This window comes from Brachybacterium sp. JB7, from assembly GCF_003335205.1.
Taxonomy (GTDB): Bacteria; Actinomycetota; Actinomycetes; order Actinomycetales; family Dermabacteraceae; genus Brachybacterium; species Brachybacterium alimentarium.
Map to the genome: position 1 here is coordinate 1 of NZ_QPGN01000011.1, position 16,197 is coordinate 16,197.

The window sequence follows — 16,197 nt, forward strand, 5'->3', positions numbered from 1 at the left end:
CCCGGCCAGCAGGGCGCGGGCGGTCCAGGCCGCGAGCTCCTCCGCCTCGGGCGGCGTGCCCGCGCGGGCATAGCCGGCCAGCAGCGCAGCTCCCAGCTCCGGGGTGTCCGCGCTCAGGCACGCCGCCAGCCAGCTTCCGAGGTCGGCGCCGAGCGGCCCGTGGCCGGAGCGGTCCAGGTCGATGACGCGGATCTGCGGGAGGGAACCCGTGTCCTGGAGGTCCAGGAGCACCTGGTCGGGGCTGAGGTCGCCGTGGATCAGCCCGGTGCGGGGGTGTTCGGGCAGCCGGTCCCGCAGCAGCCGCCCGAGACGGTGCACGGCAGGCGCCTGCTCGGGGAGCAGGGCCGCGATCTCCGGCAGGGTCGCGGGGATCCGCTCGCCGAGGCGTGCCTCAGGCAGCTCGTCGGCCGCGACCGCGGCGTCATGCAGCTGCGACAGCGCCGCACCGGCAGCCTCGGCGGCGCGAAGAGCCCGCCGATGCTGGGCATGGTGCGCCAGATCGCCCGTCCCCCAGTGCTCACTGACCAGCACGGATGAGCGTCGACGCCATGGCCGCTGCGCGATGGTGGGCACGCCCAGCGCGGTCCAGCAGCGGGTGACGTACAGCAGGTCGTCCAGAGGGCGGGTGGCGATGCGCACGACCTGCCCCGTCTGCGGGAGATGCAGCACCAGGTGGCGGGCGGGGTTGTAGCTGAGGACCCGCGGCGTCTGCCGGAGCGAGCGCAGCACGCGGTGCACCAGCCGTCCCAGCCGAGGGTCCGCCTCGAGACCGCCGCTGAGCAGGAACGGTCCCTCGGCGGGGCCGGTGTGCTCGTGCACCTCGGCCCCGGAGCGGGCGGCGCGACGCAGCACGCCGTCCCGCTTGTGCGGGGAGGCGATCAGGAGAGTCCAGCCGATGCCCTCGGGCGACGGCCCGCGCGCGGCGTCGGCCTCGTCAGCGGCGTCGGCCCCGCCAGCGGCTCCGGCTCTGGCATCGGCATCAGCGGCGGCGGCGGCGACCTGACAGTGTGCGACCAGCGCGCTCGCGCCGGGCTTGAGGCGGCCCCTGAGGAGCGAGAGGTCCTCCCCGTGCAGCGCGGAGAGCGCACCGGGCTCCAGGATCTGCTCGACACCGGGCAGATCGGCGTGCGCGGCGAGACGGGCGGTGCTCATGAGCGTGCCTCCTTCGGAAAGGCCGGGGCCTCCAAATGCCAGGCGTCCAGTTCCGCGTCGGACCAGGCGTCCGCCGCTGTGTCGTGCCCGATGTCGCCCGCATCGTCGTGCCGGGTGTCCGCCGCCGCGTCGTCGGGGGCATCCTCGTCGGCCCGCTGCTCGAGCATCCAGCGCGCGTACCGTGAGTTCGGATCGGCGGCGAGGGCACGGGGGCTGCCGTCCTCGAGGATGGCGCCGTCCTCGAGCCACAGCACGCGATCCAGGCCCTCGACCGCCGCGACGTCGTGAGTGATCGAGATGGTGGTGCGATCCCGGGAGAGCTCCCGGAGCGACTCGCCCACCTGTGCCTTCGAAGCAGGGTCGAGGCCGGTGGTGGGCTCGTCGAGCACCACGACGGGCGAATGGCGGATCAGCGCGCGGGCGATCGCGATGCGCTGGCGCTGCCCGCCGGAGAGGGTGTCCCCGCGGTTGCCGAGCACGGTGTCGTACCCGTCGGGCAGACCGCTCACGAAGTCGTGAGCGCCCGCCCGGCGGGCCGCCTCCTCGATCTCGGCGTCGCTCGCGTCCTCACGGCCGTAGCGGATGTTCTCCCTCACCGAGACGGAGAACAGCACGGATTCCTGCGGGAGCACCGAGAGGTGCCGGCGCAGGTCCTCGAGCGCCACCGACCGCACGTCGTGACCGCCCACGCGGAGCACGCCGTCCTCGGGTTCGGCGAGCCGGATCAGGTAGGAGACCAGCGTGGACTTGCCGCCGCCGGACGGGCCCAGGATGCCCAGATGCTGGCCCTCGGGAATGGTGAGGTCGAGCCCGTCGAACAGCGGGCGGCCGTGGCCGTCCCGGGAGCGCAGGCCCCGGATCTCGACCGTGCCGGGGGCGCCGGCCAGGGATTCCGGGTGCGGCGGATCGGTGATCTCGATCTGCTCGTCCAGCAGGTCCGCGATGCGCTCCCCGGAGGCGGTGGCGCGGGCGATACGGCCGGTGTACTTGGCCATGTCCCGCAGGGGCTTCATCGCGATCTTCAGGTACATCATGAACAGCACCAGGTCGCCCGGGGTCATGGACCCGCGCAGCACCTGCAGCGAGCCGGCGATCAGCACCGCGGCCTGCGCGATGCCCACCAGCACGTCCGTGGAGCGCTCGAGCCCGGCGGCCAGGCGCTTGGCCCGCACGCCGGCCTTCATGGCCTTCTCGTTGCCGCCGGCGAACTCGTGGGCAACGGTCTTCTCCAGCCCGTAGGACTGCACCACGCGGATCGCGCCGAGCGCCTCGGCGGCGGCGCCCACCAGGGAGCCCTCGCCCTTGCGGGTGCTGCGGGAGGCGGTGACGATCTCCGGCGAGGAGGTGCGCGAGAGCAGCAGGTACCCGATCGCGGCGACCACCACGATCAGGGCCAGCCGCGGCTCGAGAAGGGTCATCACCACCAGCAGCACGCCGAGGGTGATCACGTTGCCCACCAGCGGCAGGCCGGCGGTGACCGCGACGTCCTGCAGGCGCCCCATGTCCCCCACCAGGCGCTGGGAGGTGTCCCCGATCGACGCCTTCTGGTGGTAGCGCAGCGAGAGGGCCTGCACATGGTCGAACACGCGGGTGCGCAGCTCGGTGGCGATCCGCGCCCCGACCTTCGCGAAGGAGACGGTGGCGAGGTAGTTGGCGGCGGCGCGGCCGCCGACGATGATCACGAGACCGATCGCGGCGGCCACCACCGTCCCGGTGAGATCCAGGCCGAACGGCGTGGAATCCGGCATCGAGGCGCCGAGCGACGAGGTCACCGCGTCGACCGCGTACTTCAGCGGCCAGGGCTCGAGCACCCGGAACACGACGTCGGCGAGCAGGGCGAGCATGCCCAGGCCGCACAGCAGCAGGTGGCGCGGGAGGTGGGGGCGGATGATCCGCAGAGTGCGGCGCAGGGCCGACGGGTCGATCCGGTCCTTCTTCGAACGAGCGGAGCTGCTCATCGGACGGTCACCTCCATCCGCGCCAGCAGGCCCCGGCAACGGCTGCGCCAGTCGTGCTCGGCGAGCGCGGCCTCGCGGGCGGCGCGCCCCAGCCGGTCCCGACGCGCCGGATCCGCGGCCAGGGTGTCGAGGGCGGCGGCGAGGGCGTCGATGTCCCCGGGCTCGACGAGCATGCCCAGCTCGCCGTCGCGCAGCACCTCGGGGATGGTGCCGATCGCGGAGGCGACCACGGGCAGGCCCGCGGCGAGGTACTCGTAGACCTTCAGCGGCGAGAAGTAGTGCTCGCCGGCCGGGTAGGGCGCCACGGCGATGTCGAGGCCGTGCAGCACCGCGGGCACCAGCTCGGGGGCCACGGCGCCGCGCAGCAGCACCCGGTCGGCGATGCCCAGCTCGGCGGCGAGCTGCTCGAGCTCCTCCTGCTGGGGGCCGGTGCCGCAGATGTCCAGGCGCAGGTCGCCGTGGGTGCGGGCGAGGGCCCGCAGCAGCAGGTCGGTGCCGTGCCAGGGCTTGAGGGTGCCCACGAAGCCGACGGTCACGGGTGCGTCGCCCTCATCGGCAGTTCCGGCAATATCGGCAGTGCGGGCAGTGCCGGCGGTGCCGAGGTCAGCCCCGCGGTGCGGACGCGGGGTGATGCGGGCGGTGTTCACCCCATTGGGGGTGACGACCACGCGATCAGGCTCCGCGCCCTGGCCGCGGCTCCAAGCGGCGACGGCCGGGGAGACGCAGGAGACCACCTGGGCGGCCTGCAGCTGGGCGCGGGTGGCGCCGAGCGCGGCGGATTCGTCGTGCAGGTGACGGTGGCGGCGCTGCTCCTCGATCAGCGGGGCGTTGACCTCGAGGATCCCGGGCACCGGCGGGCCGGCGGCGGGATCCGCGAGACGGGCGAGGGCGTCGGAGAACAGGGAGTAGCGCTCGTAGGCGAGGTCGAAGCCGCCTGCGGTGATCGCCGCGGCGATCTCGCCGGCAGCGGTGGCGACGGCCTGTTCGCGCTCGGCGCCGGTGCCCTTGGGCAGGCGGTGGCGGCGCACCTCGAGATCGGCGAGGTCGGCGGGCACGTGCTCATCGACGCGCGTGCAGAACACGGTGACCTCGTGGCCGTCGGCGCGCAGGGCTCGGATCACCTCCTGGACGTGCACGGAGGCGCCCTTGGTGCCGAACACCCCGATACCGGGGTCGAGCAGGATGTAGGCGATGCGCATGGTCAGCTCCTCGGGGTGGTGACGGCGGCGTCGGCGGCGAGCACCGGCGCGGGCGTCGGATCAGTGGAGGACGGGGCAGTGGACGCGACGGCCCGGGCATCGTCCGACCCGTCGGCCGCGTCTCCGGACGGGGCGTCCGTCGGGGCGTCCGTCGGGGCGTCGACCAGGGTGCGCAGGCGAGCGGCCTGCCCGGCGGAGGCGTACTCGGCCTCGATGAGCGCGCGGGCCGCGTCGGTCAGGCGCCGCAGATCGGGGCCGGCGCCGACCGCACTGCGGAGCGCGGCGACGAGCTCGTCGATGTCCCCGCTGCGGATCAGCCAGCCGGTCTCCCCCGTGCGCACCACCTCGCCCACGGCGGTGACGTCCGCCGCGATGCAGGGGATGCCGCTGGCCATCGCCTCGAGCAGCACGGTGGGCAGGCCGTCGGCGTTGCCGTCCTCGGCGATCACGAAGGGGGCGGCGAAGAGGTCCGCCTCCTGCAGCAGAAGGCGCACCTCCTCCTGGGTGCGGGGGCCCAGCAGGTGCACGGCCTCTCCCAGACCGTGGCGCGCGATCTGGTCCGCGAGCTCCTCGTGCAGCGGACCGTCGCCCACGATCTCGGCGGTCACGGAGACTCCCTGCTCACGCAGCGCGGCGACCGCCTCGATCAGGTGGGCGAAGCCCTTCTTCTCGACCAGCCGGCCGACGGCGAGGATCCGCGGCACCTGCCGCAGCGCGGGCCGCGGGAGATACGGGAAGCGCTCGAGCTCGAGGCCGTTGCGCACCAGGTGCAGGCGCTGCACGTCCCGGTGGTCGAAGCGCTCGCGCAGGTGGTCGAGGTTGTACCGGCTGATGGTGACCGCGTGGTGGGCGTCGCGCAGCTTGCGGGCGAGGTCCGCGTCCTCCACATCGCGATGGAAGATGTCCTTGGCGTGAGCGGTGAAGGAGTACGGCAGGCCCGAGAGGCGGCCGGCGAGGCGTGCGACGGTGGTCGCCATCGAGGCGAAGTGGGCATGCAGGTGGGTGACGCCGTGCTCGCGCGCCAGATGCGCCACGGCGATCGCCTGCTCGGCCTCGTCGGCCTCCGCCGCGACCAGGTCCTCGAGGCTCCTCGCGAGCCCGGAGGCGATCGCAGGATCCGCCATCCCCTCGCGCCAGGTCTCCCAGAGCCGACGGGGGCTCGAGGAGCGGCCGACGGGGATCACGGGGGCCTGGACCCGCGCCAGCTCGGGATGGAAGCGGGCGTCCGTGGGCGGGCGCAGCGAGAAGATGATGATCTCCTCCCCCGCCGCCTCGCGCGCCAGGATCTCGGAGACGATGAAGGTCTCGGAGAAGCGGGGGTACATCTTCAGCACGTAGCCGATGCGTCGGGGCTGGTCAGACTGCATGGATGCTCACCTCTGCAGGGGTCGATGCGGTGGCCGCGAGCAGCTCTGCGGCCAGTGGGGGAACGACGGACAGGCCGTCGAGGTCGACGCCGTCGCGCGGGGCGCGGGTGGTGACGGCGCGGTCCCACCAGGCGGTGAGGTCGGCGACGGCGAGGTCGGTGATCTCGGTGGTCTCGAGGGCTCCGACGGCGGCGAGGGCGTGTGCGCGGCGGCGCTGCTCCTGGCGGCGGCGGCTGCGCGGGACCACGAGGGCGGGGGTGTCGGTGACCAGCAGCTCGGCGATCGTGTTGTACCCGCCCATGCACAGCACGGCGGCGGCCTCGGCGGTCAGCTCGGGTGCGTCAGGTGCGGTGCGCACCACGGTGGTCCGTTCCCCGGCGAGCGCCTGCAGCTCCGTGACCTCGGCGGGCGCCATCTGGGGGCCGGTGATCAGCAGGTGCCGGTGGGCGGCGGGCGGCTCGGCGCGCACGGCGAGGCGGGCGAGCTCGGTGCCGTCGGAGCCGCCGCCGAGGACGGTCAGGACGAACGGATCGGGCGCAGCGGTGCTCGGGCGGGGGCGGCGCACGGCGGGGCGGCCGTGGCCCAGGTAGCCGGTGGTGGTGGCGAGACGGGCGAGCGCTAGTGGGAGCTCTCCGGTGCGACGGGGATCGTAGACCCGCCCGTCTCCGTACACCCAGACCGCGTCGAGGTGCCGGGCCACGTGGCCGGCGCCGCCCAGCCGCTCCCATTCGGCGGCGGCGACGCGCGGGGTGTCGAGCACCTCGCGCAGGCCCAGCACGGTGGCCCCGCCACGAGCGCGCTGGCTGCGCAGCACCGGCAGCAGCTCGCCGTCGATGCCGAAGGGGTGGCGGTCGACGATCAGGAGGTCGGGACGGAGCACGGCGAGCGCGGCGTCGATGGTGGCGCTGCGCAGGTCACGAAGGGCGTCGGCGTCCGTCCCGAGCCGTCGCGGCACATAGTCGTCGCCGCTGCGGGTGAGGCCCGGCAGCACGAGCCAGTCCCAGCCGTCCGGGAGCGGGTCGCGGCCCGCGTCGGGATGCCCGGCGATCAGCAGTCCGCGCACGGCGGTGCCGGTCAGTGCCGGGAGCTGCTCGGCCAGCGCGTAGGCGAGCGCGCGGTTGCGTCGCGCATGGCCGAGTCCCACGGAGTCGTGGGAGTACAGCGCGATCGTGGTCTCCACCATGGGGTCCGGGCCTCCTGCAGCGTCTCGAGTGAACGCCAGGAGAATCGCAAAGGGCCATGAGGTGGGGATGAGGCGCGGATGAGGACTCTCTCAGGAAGTGACCGGACCGGAGGCCACCCGTCGGATCAGACGCTCTCGTCCTGACTGCGCAGCCAGCGCGCCAGGCGGGAGTCCTCCTGGGCCGCGAGCACCGACGGAGCGCCGTCCTCGCGCACCTCGCCGCCCTCGAACCACAGCACGCGGTCGGTGGCGGCGACCGTCTCCGGATCGCGGCTGGAGACGATCGCGGTGCGTCCCTCGAGGAGGGTGACGAGCGCCGCCATCACCGGGCGTCGCTCCGCCCCGGACAGACCGGAGTCCGCCGCATCGAGCACCACGATCGGGGCGTCGCGGAGCAGCGCGCGAGCGATCGCTATCCGGCGCCGCTGGCCGTCGCTGAGCACGTTCCCGCGCCCCACCAGGACCGTGTCGAAGCCCTGGGCGAGCTGCGCGATGACGTCGTCGATCCCCGCCCTGCGGGCGGCGTCGGCCACCTCGGCGTCGGTGGCGTCGGGACGGCCGATGCGGATGTTCTCGCGCACCGTGTCGGTGAACAGCACGGGCTCCCGCTGCACCACGGCGATCTGCCGGCGCAGATCCGTCAGGGAGACCGCACGGGTGTCGAAGCGATCCAGCAGCACCCGGCCGGTGTCCGGCTGGTCGAAGCGCAGCAGGTACGAGATGAGCGCGGCGGCCTCGCGACCCTCATGGTCCAGCAGGGCGACGTGCTGACCTGCGGGGACCACCAGCGAGACGGTGTCGAACAGCTGCGCCCCGGAGTGCTCGGGGCTGCTGGGCGCGGTGCTCGAGGACGTGTCGGCGGTGCCGTCGAGGGAGCCGTCGGCCCTGGTCTCGGCCGCTGCCCCGACGGGCCTGCCGGTGCCGTCGGCCGCGCCGTCGCCGACGCCCGCCACGGCGCTGCCCTGGGTGTTGATGGCCGAGAACACGATCTCGCCGCCCACCCGGTCCACGGGCTGGGTGCGCTGGGGTTCGGTGATCCCGACCTTCCGGGCGAGCAGCGCGGCGATGCGGTCGCCCGCGGCGGTCGCGCGCTTCAGCGCTCCGCCGTGCTGGAGCAGCTCGCGCAGCACGACGACCACGATGAGCAGATCGGCCAGCAGCATCACCAGGTCGCCCGGGGTCATGGTGCCCGCTTCGACCCGCGGACCGCCCAGCAGCAGGGTGCCGGTCACGCCGACCCCGGCGACGAGCACGGTGAGCAGCTGCAGCATCGCCTGGGCGCGACGGGCCCGGGTCAGGGCACGCCCGGCCCGCCCGCCGGCCTCGGTGAGCCCGCGCTCGGAGCGGGATTCCAGGCCGTAGGACTGGATGGTGCCGGTGGCCGCGACCAGCTCGTCGGCGGTGTCGGCGAGCATCTGCGCCTCGACCGCGGCCCGGGCCTCGGCGGCGCGGCTGCGGCGCACCCCGACACCCACGGCGAGCGCGAACAGCGCCCCGGTCACCGCGAGCACGAGCGCCGTGAGCGGGTCGAGGATCACCGTGACGACCAGCAGCGAGAGCAGGGTGAGGGCGCTCGCGGCGGCCCGCGGGCCGGAGTGGGAGAGCAGGTCCCGCAGGGCGGCGATGTCGTCGATCAGCGGCCGCACCGGGTCCGCGTCCGGCCTCCCGCCGCGGCGGGAGGCACGGGCGGCCGACGCCGGATGGTCGGCGGATCCCGGGGTCAGCCGGTGCAGGTGCGCGAGCAGCCGGGAGCGCAGGGAGGTCGCGATCCGGACTCCGGCCCGGCCGAGCGCAGAGATGGCCACGAACCGGGTGATGACCTGCAGGATCAGCAGTCCGCCGAGGACGATCACGCTGGTGACGAGCGCTCGCGCGGGGTCATCGTCGAGGGCCGACAGCGCCGGGAGGTCGGCTCCGGTCGAGGCGATCGCCGCGTCGACCGCGTACTTCAGCGGGAAGGGCAGCGCGACCAGCAGCCACACGCTCAGCAGCAGCGAGATCGAGCCGGTGATGAGGACCGCGCGATGGCGGCGCAGGTACGGGCTGAGCACCTGGACGACGTTCCGGTAGGGTCCCTCGCCCTGGGGAGCCTCGGCTTCCGGCCCGCTGGTCGCAGCATTGTCGGCCGCGGAGGGCACCGACGCGGCGGTCGCGCCCCGGGGCATGGTGGCGGTCGCGCCGCGGGGTGCATTCGCGGTGGCGTTGGCGGTAGCGGTGGCGGTGACGGCCGCGGTCGGCGCTGCGGTGGCGTCGGCGCGGACGAAGCGACCGGTGCGGCGGCGGTGTCCGTTGGCGGCCGTGGTGGCGGCTTCGGGGGCACCGGACCTCGGCGTGGGGTGCTGTCGCGGACCAGCCGCGGCGGGCTCGGGCCACGTGCCGCGCGCTGGCGTCGTCGGGCTGGACGTGGAGGCCGGCTCGTGCGCCGACCGGGGCTCGTCGTGAGCCTGCTTGCGCAGACGAGGCGCCTTCCTGCCGCGGCCGGGCTTCGCGCCGGCAGGTCGCCGGGGCGCACGCTCGACGGGATCGACGGTCACCACAGGCTCCACGGGCTCCACGGACTCCACGGGCTCCACGGGCTCCACGTGCTCGTCCGACGCACCGTCCTCGGCCGAGGGTCGTGGCAGCAGCGAGTCCCGGGACCACCCGAACTTCTTGGCCTTCGGGGACATCGTGACCGGGACCGGGAAGGCGGGCGTGAAGTCCCGCCCGGCCTCGGCCCGGGGAGGGGCTCCGCTGTCGGCGCCGGAGTCAGCAGCGGAATCGGAACCAGCATGGGCGTCCACATCCGCTGGTGAAGCATCGCGGTCGGGTGCGCCGTACTCGCGGGGGCCGGGCTCAGCGGTCTCTGCCTCGGCGCCGCGGGAGTCCTCGGAAGGAGACGTCTCGGTCGGGTTCCCAGCGACCTCGCCCTGCCGCCCCTCATTGCTCGTGCGCTCGGCCTCGAGGTCGTGGTCGTGGTCGTCGGCGCTCTGCTCGACGACGGTCCAGCGATCCCCCGATTCCGCGTCCCTCATGGCCGCTGCCCTGATCGCGGCCTTCGAGGCGGGCTCGACGGCCGGCTCCGGTTCACGCTCGGGCTCGGGCTCGGGCTCGGGCTCGGGCTCGGGCTCGAGGAAAGCCTCCTGCAGCCAGGCGTCTTCCACCGATGCCGCGGCCGGAGATGGTGCCGAGAACAGCGTCGGCCCCGACGCCGGGGACGCAGCCGGCGTCGAGGTCTCCGCCGAGCGCGCGGGGGCGACGCCGCCGTGAGCGTCCGCATCGGTGTCGACGCCGCGGACGGTGGCGCCGGAGGTAGCCGTGTCGGGGTGGGCCCCGAGGTCGAGGTCGGCTTCGGCGTCGGGGGCGTCCACGCTGTGGAGCGCCGCGGCGGAGTCCGGTGCTCCGGCAGAGTCCGGGTCGTCGGTGAGGTCGGCGGACTCGACCGGCTCGTCGCCGCCCGCGCCCTCCGGCACCGCCTCCAGATCCTCGTCGGCTGCGGGGCTCACGGTGTCGGCCGACGAAGCATCCGCCGACTCGGCGGAGACCTGCGCGTTCGAGACGCCTCGCGTGTTCTTGGCGTTCCTGCCGCGATTGCGGTTCCTGCGCGAGCTCATGCGGCAGACACCTCCGGGCAGCATGCAGCCGGCTCCGCCATCACGGCATAGGCCGCAGCGGGTGCGCAGGGGAGGAACAGCGAAGACATGGCACTCCTGATCGTCATCGGAAGGCGACCTGTCTGGGCGAGGACAGGCACCCCTCAGTGTGTCACCGTCAGGGCGCTTTCTCCCAGCGCGACCGCCGCCGATGAGTGCGCTCCGACGCCGAGTGGGATCCCGTCGTCCCCTAGGGCGTGTCTCCTATTTGCGTAGCCAGGCCCTGCGTGTCAGGGTGAGTTGAGACCAGTGGTTCATAGCAAGTCCGCCTTCGCAGGGCGAGATCAGGAACGACCCCGATGAGCATCTCGACTCTCTCCACGCTGCCGTCGTCGACCCGCGATGATGGGTCCATGAGCAGTTCGCATCCCCGCGCCGATGGTCCGCGCCGTCGCCGGTTCACGCCCGAGCAGAAGCTCGCCCACCTGGCCGCCTACGAGGAGGCCTGCGAGCAGCAGCAAGGCGGTGCCTACCTGCGCCGCGAGGGCCTGTATTCCTCGTTGATCACCGAGTGGCGGCGGCTGCGCGATGCCGGCGTGCTGCAGGGCAAACAGCCCGGGCAGGCGATCGGCCGGCCCAGCAAGGAGCAGGCCGAGATCGCCCGGTTGCGGCGCGAGCTGGAGACGACCCAGCAGCGCCTGGATCGCACCGAGACCGCGCTGGAGATCATGGGAAAAGCACGCGCGCTCTTGGAGGACATCTCCGAGAGCGCGGATACCGAGACCAAGCGCAACAAGCGCTGATGAACGCCTACACCGACCTCACCGTCCAGGGGACACCCACCCGGGCCGCGTCGGTCTTGACCGGCATCTCGCGGGCGACAGCCAGTCGCCGGCAGCAGCGCCCGGGGCCACCCGTGCCGCGGGAGGTGGTGCCGGCCAACCGGCTCTCGCGCACCGAACGGGCGAGGGTGCTTGCGGTGCTGACCAGCGACGAGTTCGTCGATGCCACCCCGATACAGATCTTCGCCGAGTTGCTGGACCGTGGGATCTACCTGTGCTCGGTCTCCACGATGTATCGGGTACTGCGGGAGAACACCCTGGTCACAGAGCGTCGCAGGCAGGCCAGGCATCCGGCGAGGGCGATCCCCGAGCTGGTCGCCACGGCACCTGGGCAGGTCTATTCCTGGGACATCACCAAGCTGCCTGGCCCGGTCCGGGGCGTCTACTACGACGCCTACGTGATGATCGATATCTACTCCCGCTACCTCGTCGGCGTCCACGTCCACGCCCGCGAGTCCGGGCCCCTGGCCGAGGAGATGATGCGCGAGGTGTTCGCCATCCACGGCATCCCCGAGGTGGTCCACGCCGACCGCGGCACCTCGATGACCTCGAAGACCGTCGCGACGCTGCTCGCCGATCTGGAGGTCACCCGCTCGCACTCGCGCCCGAAGGTCTCCAACGACAACCCCTACTCCGAGGCCTGGTTCAAGACGCTGAAGTACGCCCCGGTCTTCCCCGACCGATTCGGCTCTCTCAGCGATGCCAGGGCGTTCATGGACGCGTTCCGCGACCGCTACAACCACGAGCACCACCACGGCGGTCTGGGCCTGCACACGCCGGCGGAGGTTCACTACGGCCTCGCCGCCGCGAAGGCCGCCGACCGCGCCGACGTCCTCAACACCGCCCGGAACGCCCACCCCGAACGGTTCAGCACCCCAACTGCCGTCCCGAAGATCCTCACGCTGCCCGACGCAGCCTGGATCAACAAGCCCGCCAACCACGACGACCAGCAGGCCTACCAGACCGCCGCCTGACTCCCACTGGCCTCATTCACCTTGACAAATTCCGAGGCGATGACGGCGCAGAGGACGACGCCGGCTCGGTAGGCGATGGCGTGCTTGTCATAGCGGGTGGCGATCCCGCGCCATTGCTTGGCCAGTCCGAACTGTCGTTCGACGACATTGCGGCCGGCATAGGCGACCTGGTCGAGCGCAGGCGGGCGTCCGCCGCGAGTGCCCTTCTTCTTGCGTGAGGCGATCTCGTCGGATTTCTGGGGAATCACCGTTTTGATGCCCCTGGCGGCGAGCATCCGGCGGGTCTTGCCCGAGGAGTAGGCCTTATCCGCAACGACGGCGTCGGGCCGGATCCGGGGGCGGCCAGGCCCTAGACGGGGAACGCGGATGTCGTCGAGGACCTCGAGGAGCATCGCGCCGTCGTGACGCTGTCCGCCGGTGAGCACGATCGCCAACGGCATTCCGTTGCCGTCGACGGCGGCGTGGATCTTGCTGCCCAGCCCGCCGCGCGAGCGCCCGATAGCGTGCCCATCAGGCTCTTCAGGAGACGGATTGTTGTGGTTCGCCGTCGCCCCCTGTGGGCTGGTCAGGACGCGTCGTGTTGGTGCCGTGCTGATGAGCTCGGTTGATCGTCGAGTCCACCGAGACCATCCACTCGATATCGCCCGCGGCATCGGCCTGCGCCATCAGCGCGGCATGGATCCGGTCCCAAACACCGAGGCGGGCGTAGAGGTAATGGCGCTTCCACACCGTCTGCCAGGGACCGAACTGCTCACGGGGAAGATCCCGCCACGGGATCCCGGTCCTGGCGCGGTAGATGATGCCCTCGACGATCTTGCGGTTGTCGTGGAAGGGACGCCCTTTGCGACCCGTGTTCGAGGGCAGCATCGGCTCGATTCGCTCCCACTGCTTGTCAGTGAGGACCTGGTGCCGAGGAGTCGTCGCGGTAGCCATCCCTCGACGTTCTCGCACGAAACAGCTCACACATAGGAGACACGCCCTAGGTGTACTGACCGGGGACGTTGGTCAATCGGGAGATGGGCGGCTGGTAGTCGCAGGCCGTGTGCGGCCGGTGGTGGTTGTAGTGGTGGAGCCAGTCAGCGAGTGCGTCGCGACGCTCCTGCTCGCTGGTGTAGCAGCGAGCGTAAGCCCATCCGTCGGCCATTGTGCGATGGAAGCGTTCGACCTTGCCGTTGGTTTGCGGCCGGTAGGGGCGGGTCCGCTTCGGGGTGATGGACAGCTCCTCGCAGGTGCCGCGCCACAGGTGCGAGCGGTAGGCACCGCCATTGTCTGATAAGACTCGTTCGACAGTGACGCCACGATCGGTGAACCACTCGACCGCACGGTGCAGCACAGCGACCGCAGTGGTGGCGGTCTCGTCGTCGTGGGCCTCGGAGTACGCCACTCGTGAGTGATCGTCGATCACGGTGTGGATGAAGGCGTACCCGAGCTTGGGATCGCGCCACTTGTTCTTCGGCTTGTCGGGGGTGGCGGAACGGTTCTTCTCTCCTTGGCGGCGGCCCACGTAGCGCCAGCCACCGCCATCGGGGATGTTCCCGAACTTCTTCACGTCTACATGGACGAGGGAGCCAGGGTAGCGGTGTTCGTACCGGCGAACTAGCTCGCCAGTGGCGCGGTCGAGGTAAGCAAGTCGGTTCAATCGAGCCGAGCGCAGGATGCGGTGCACGGTCGATGGAGCGACACCGACGCGCACGGCGAGCTGAACCGGTCCTTCTCGCAGCCTCATTCGCAGGCTGATACAGCGCTTCGTGACCGCGAGCGATGTCTTGGTCGGTGAGTTCTTCGGGCGCGAGGACCTGTCCTGCATGGACTCGCCGGACAGATAGCGGTCAACCCAACGCTTCACGGTGGGCCACGACACCTGGAACCGGGCTGCGATCTCGCTGATCGGCCATCCTTCGTCGACGACGAGGCGGGCGACCTTGAGTCGGTGGCGAGGTGTGAGAGCGGCGTTCGCGTGCGTCGTCATCGGACCGGCTCCCACTGGAAGCGCCACCGGCCAACGAGAGCAGCGACAGCGAGTACAACGCACAGAAGAAACACCGGCATGATCATGGCGGCTAGTGGGTCGCCGTCCCACGCGTGTTGAGCGGCTTCGACGAACCAACGGACGGGTGAATACTTAACGATCTGCTGAATCGCCGACGGCATCGCCGCCAATGGCGTAAAGGCTCCGGATGTGAGCATGAGCAGGATCATGAGCACGTTCCCTATGCCCGTAGCGGCAGTGGCGGACGGATAGAGCGCCGCAAGCGCGCAACCCACTGCGAGGAAGGTGCTGAGCCCGATGAGGCACACGGCCAGGACACCTGGGACGTGGCTAGGCATGGGCACCCCGAAAACCCCGATTCCAATCGCCAAAGCGGTGAGCATGCCCGCAATACCTACGACGAAGTGCACGGTGAGGCTCGCTGCGATGAAGGTGGAACGACGCAGCGGCGTAAGACTCAGGCGTCGGAGTGCGCCCGTGTCACGAAGGGTCAGCATCGCCACGGGCACCTGGAGGACCCCGGTCATGGCGAGAACAAGAGAGGCGAAGGCGGGCAGGGTCGCATCGAGGAATCCCCGTCCACCGAACTCCGGTCGCGGATCGTTACCGAAGATCACACCCAAGGCCAGCACCAAAACCGGCGCGAAACCGAAAGAGAAGAACAGGCCTACAGGGTCGCGGCGCTGGGAGCGCCATAGGGCTTTGAGAAGGGCTCGATATGCGTTCATGCCGCCTGCTCCTCGGTGGTGATGTGTCGACCGGTGAGGGCCAGGAAGACGTCTTCAAGGCCGGGGGTCGTCGTGCTCATGCTCGTTACGGTGATGCGGTGTGCCGCCAGTGCAGCAAGGACGCCCTGCAGCCCGTCCGCAGCGCCGCGGATGGTCAGTTCCCGTCCCTCTGTTCGAGCGCTGGTCACGCCAGGAACTCCGTTGAGGTCGAACTCTGCGCTAGGCGACGCCGACAGGATGAGCTTCGCCGTGGTTTCGCCGGCGTGTTGCTGGATGAGGGAAGCCACTGTGTCCAAAGCAACCAACCGGCCGTGGTCGATGATGGCTACACGGTCGCATAGCCGTTCGGCCTCCTCCATGTAGTGGGTTGTGAGAACGACCGTTGCACCGCTATCGCGGACGTGCTCGACGGTGTCCCACATGTTTCGACGTGACTGAGGATCGAGAGCGGTGGTGAGCTCGTCCAAGAAGGCGAGCTGGGGACGGTTGATCAAGGCGAGGGCGACGAACACTCGTTGACGCTCCCCACCCGAGAGCCTGTCAACGCGGGCGTTGGCCTTGTCCTTGATCCCCAGATCCTTCAGCAGTTCGCGCCAAGGCCGCGGACGCTCGTAGAGGGCGGAGTAGAGCTCGAGGGCGTCCTGCACAGTGAGGCGAGGTGGCAGGGCCGCGCTTTGCAGCTGGACCCCAATTTGCTGAGCCAACGAGTGCTGGTCCTTGATGGGGTCGCAGCCGAGCACCTCGACGCGCCCAGACGAGGGGCGGTCCAGTCCTTCCAGGCAGTTCAACAGGGTCGTCTTACCAGCACCATTCGGGCCCACGACCCCGAAGATCTCTCCTTCGCGGACCTTGAAGGAGACGTCTTCGAGGGCAGTGAAGCTGCCGAAGTTGCGGCTGACAGCCGCACAGCTCACGACATTCTTCATCCCTCATCACCCTCGGAGTCCACGGGGGCCTGATGGCTAGGCATCGCCTGCATGACGATCTGATCGAGCGTCTCCTGGCGCATCAAAGCGATCCCTTGGTTCGCGTCAGCGAGCAGGAGCAGGGTGTCGCCCGGGTGAATATCGAAGAGCTCCCGCGCGCCCTTGGGGATGACGACCTGTCCCTTGGGGCCGACCTTGACCGTCGCGGCGTACTTGCCCGGTGGGGGCGTTTGATCCATGTCCATGCTGACCTCCTGGTTGGTGCCACAAGTATAACAAGTGGCACCAACCAGGAGGTGACCTCAC

The 16,197-nt window shown here is 71.2% G+C and carries 12 protein-coding genes; 1 reads left to right on the top strand and 11 read right to left on the bottom strand.

What is annotated here, in order from left to right:
• The 6 genes from CIK81_RS12730 to CIK81_RS12755 all read right to left on the bottom strand — a co-directional run.
• Positions 1 to 1,152, bottom strand: a 1,152-nt coding sequence (locus CIK81_RS12730; RefSeq protein ID WP_114355770.1) for a phosphotransferase, incomplete at its 3' end; no start/stop codon positions are given.
• On the bottom strand, positions 1,149 to 3,110 hold the full coding sequence (locus CIK81_RS12735) for an ABC transporter ATP-binding protein (protein ID WP_114355771.1): 1,962 nt from the start codon (positions 3,108 to 3,110) through the stop codon (positions 1,149 to 1,151). The genes CIK81_RS12730 and CIK81_RS12735, both read right to left, overlap by 4 nt.
• A complete protein-coding gene (locus CIK81_RS12740; protein WP_114355772.1) occupies positions 3,107 to 4,309 on the bottom strand; it encodes a glycosyltransferase family 4 protein in 1,203 nt (400 codons plus the stop codon). Before CIK81_RS12740 ends, CIK81_RS12735 begins: the two co-directional genes overlap by 4 nt.
• A 2-nt stretch (positions 4,310 to 4,311) precedes the next feature.
• On the bottom strand, positions 4,312 to 5,676 hold the full coding sequence (locus CIK81_RS12745; protein ID WP_096196195.1) for a glycosyltransferase: 1,365 nt from the start codon (positions 5,674 to 5,676) through the stop codon (positions 4,312 to 4,314).
• The gene (locus CIK81_RS12750; RefSeq protein WP_241964153.1) at positions 5,666 to 6,859 is read right to left on the bottom strand and encodes a glycosyltransferase family protein; all 1,194 of its coding nucleotides are present in this window, start codon (positions 6,857 to 6,859) and stop codon (positions 5,666 to 5,668) included. Before CIK81_RS12750 ends, CIK81_RS12745 begins: the two co-directional genes overlap by 11 nt.
• A gap of 125 nt (positions 6,860 to 6,984) precedes the next feature.
• A complete protein-coding gene (locus tag CIK81_RS12755; protein ID WP_114355773.1) occupies positions 6,985 to 10,452 on the bottom strand; it encodes an ABC transporter transmembrane domain-containing protein in 3,468 nt (1,155 codons plus the stop codon).
• A 338-nt stretch (positions 10,453 to 10,790) separates the two neighbouring features.
• On the opposite strand from CIK81_RS12755, the gene CIK81_RS12760 reads away from it, so the two are divergent.
• Positions 10,791 to 12,247 (top strand): IS3 family transposase gene (locus tag CIK81_RS12760; protein ID WP_241964154.1). Its coding sequence is split into 2 segments (ribosomal slippage): positions 10,791 to 11,169 and positions 11,169 to 12,247, totalling 1,458 coding nucleotides; the frame shifts between segments, so codons are not numbered across the junction.
• Here CIK81_RS12760 and CIK81_RS12765 read toward each other — a convergent pair.
• The 5 genes from CIK81_RS12765 to CIK81_RS12785 all read right to left on the bottom strand — a co-directional run bounded on the left by CIK81_RS12765 (position 12,229) and on the right by CIK81_RS12785 (position 16,136).
• A protein-coding gene (locus tag CIK81_RS12765; RefSeq protein ID WP_114355774.1) for an IS5 family transposase occupies positions 12,229 to 13,180 on the bottom strand; the annotation gives its coding sequence in 2 pieces (ribosomal slippage) (positions 12,229 to 12,801 and positions 12,803 to 13,180; 951 coding nt in all). The two genes, CIK81_RS12760 and CIK81_RS12765, sit on opposite strands and share 19 nt — an antisense overlap.
• A 46-nt stretch (positions 13,181 to 13,226) precedes the next feature.
• A complete protein-coding gene (locus tag CIK81_RS12770; protein ID WP_114355775.1) occupies positions 13,227 to 14,216 on the bottom strand; it encodes an IS481 family transposase in 990 nt (329 codons plus the stop codon).
• Positions 14,213 to 14,965 carry an ABC transporter permease gene (locus CIK81_RS12775; protein ID WP_018021351.1) on the bottom strand — a complete coding sequence of 251 codons (753 nt, stop codon included), beginning with the start codon at positions 14,963 to 14,965 and terminating at the stop codon, positions 14,213 to 14,215. Before CIK81_RS12775 ends, CIK81_RS12770 begins: the two co-directional genes overlap by 4 nt.
• The gene (locus tag CIK81_RS12780; RefSeq protein WP_114355776.1) at positions 14,962 to 15,891 is read right to left on the bottom strand and encodes an ABC transporter ATP-binding protein; all 930 of its coding nucleotides are present in this window, start codon (positions 15,889 to 15,891) and stop codon (positions 14,962 to 14,964) included. The genes CIK81_RS12775 and CIK81_RS12780 overlap by 4 nt, the downstream gene beginning before the upstream one ends.
• Positions 15,888 to 16,136: an AbrB/MazE/SpoVT family DNA-binding domain-containing protein gene (locus CIK81_RS12785; protein WP_018021349.1), complete on the bottom strand. Its 249-nt coding sequence runs from the start codon at positions 16,134 to 16,136 to the stop codon at positions 15,888 to 15,890. The genes CIK81_RS12780 and CIK81_RS12785 overlap by 4 nt, the downstream gene beginning before the upstream one ends.
• Positions 16,137 to 16,197: the final 61 nt, after the last annotated feature.

What these genes read in the sequence shown, in the direction of transcription:
- CIK81_RS12735 (WP_114355771.1), bottom strand. Translation starts at nt 3,110, where the DNA reads ATGAGCAGCTCCGCTCGTTCGAAGAAGGACCGGATCGACCCGTCGGCC.
- CIK81_RS12740 (WP_114355772.1), bottom strand. Translation starts at nt 4,309, where the DNA reads ATGCGCATCGCCTACATCCTGCTCGACCCCGGTATCGGGGTGTTCGGC.
- CIK81_RS12745 (WP_096196195.1), bottom strand. Translation starts at nt 5,676, where the DNA reads ATGCAGTCTGACCAGCCCCGACGCATCGGCTACGTGCTGAAGATGTAC.
- CIK81_RS12750 (WP_241964153.1), bottom strand. Translation starts at nt 6,859, where the DNA reads ATGGTGGAGACCACGATCGCGCTGTACTCCCACGACTCCGTGGGACTC.
- CIK81_RS12755 (WP_114355773.1), bottom strand. Translation starts at nt 10,452, where the DNA reads ATGAGCTCGCGCAGGAACCGCAATCGCGGCAGGAACGCCAAGAACACG.
- CIK81_RS12770 (WP_114355775.1), bottom strand. Translation starts at nt 14,216, where the DNA reads ATGACGACGCACGCGAACGCCGCTCTCACACCTCGCCACCGACTCAAG.
- CIK81_RS12775 (WP_018021351.1), bottom strand. Translation starts at nt 14,965, where the DNA reads ATGAACGCATATCGAGCCCTTCTCAAAGCCCTATGGCGCTCCCAGCGC.
- CIK81_RS12780 (WP_114355776.1), bottom strand. Translation starts at nt 15,891, where the DNA reads ATGAAGAATGTCGTGAGCTGTGCGGCTGTCAGCCGCAACTTCGGCAGC.
- CIK81_RS12785 (WP_018021349.1), bottom strand. Translation starts at nt 16,136, where the DNA reads ATGGACATGGATCAAACGCCCCCACCGGGCAAGTACGCCGCGACGGTC.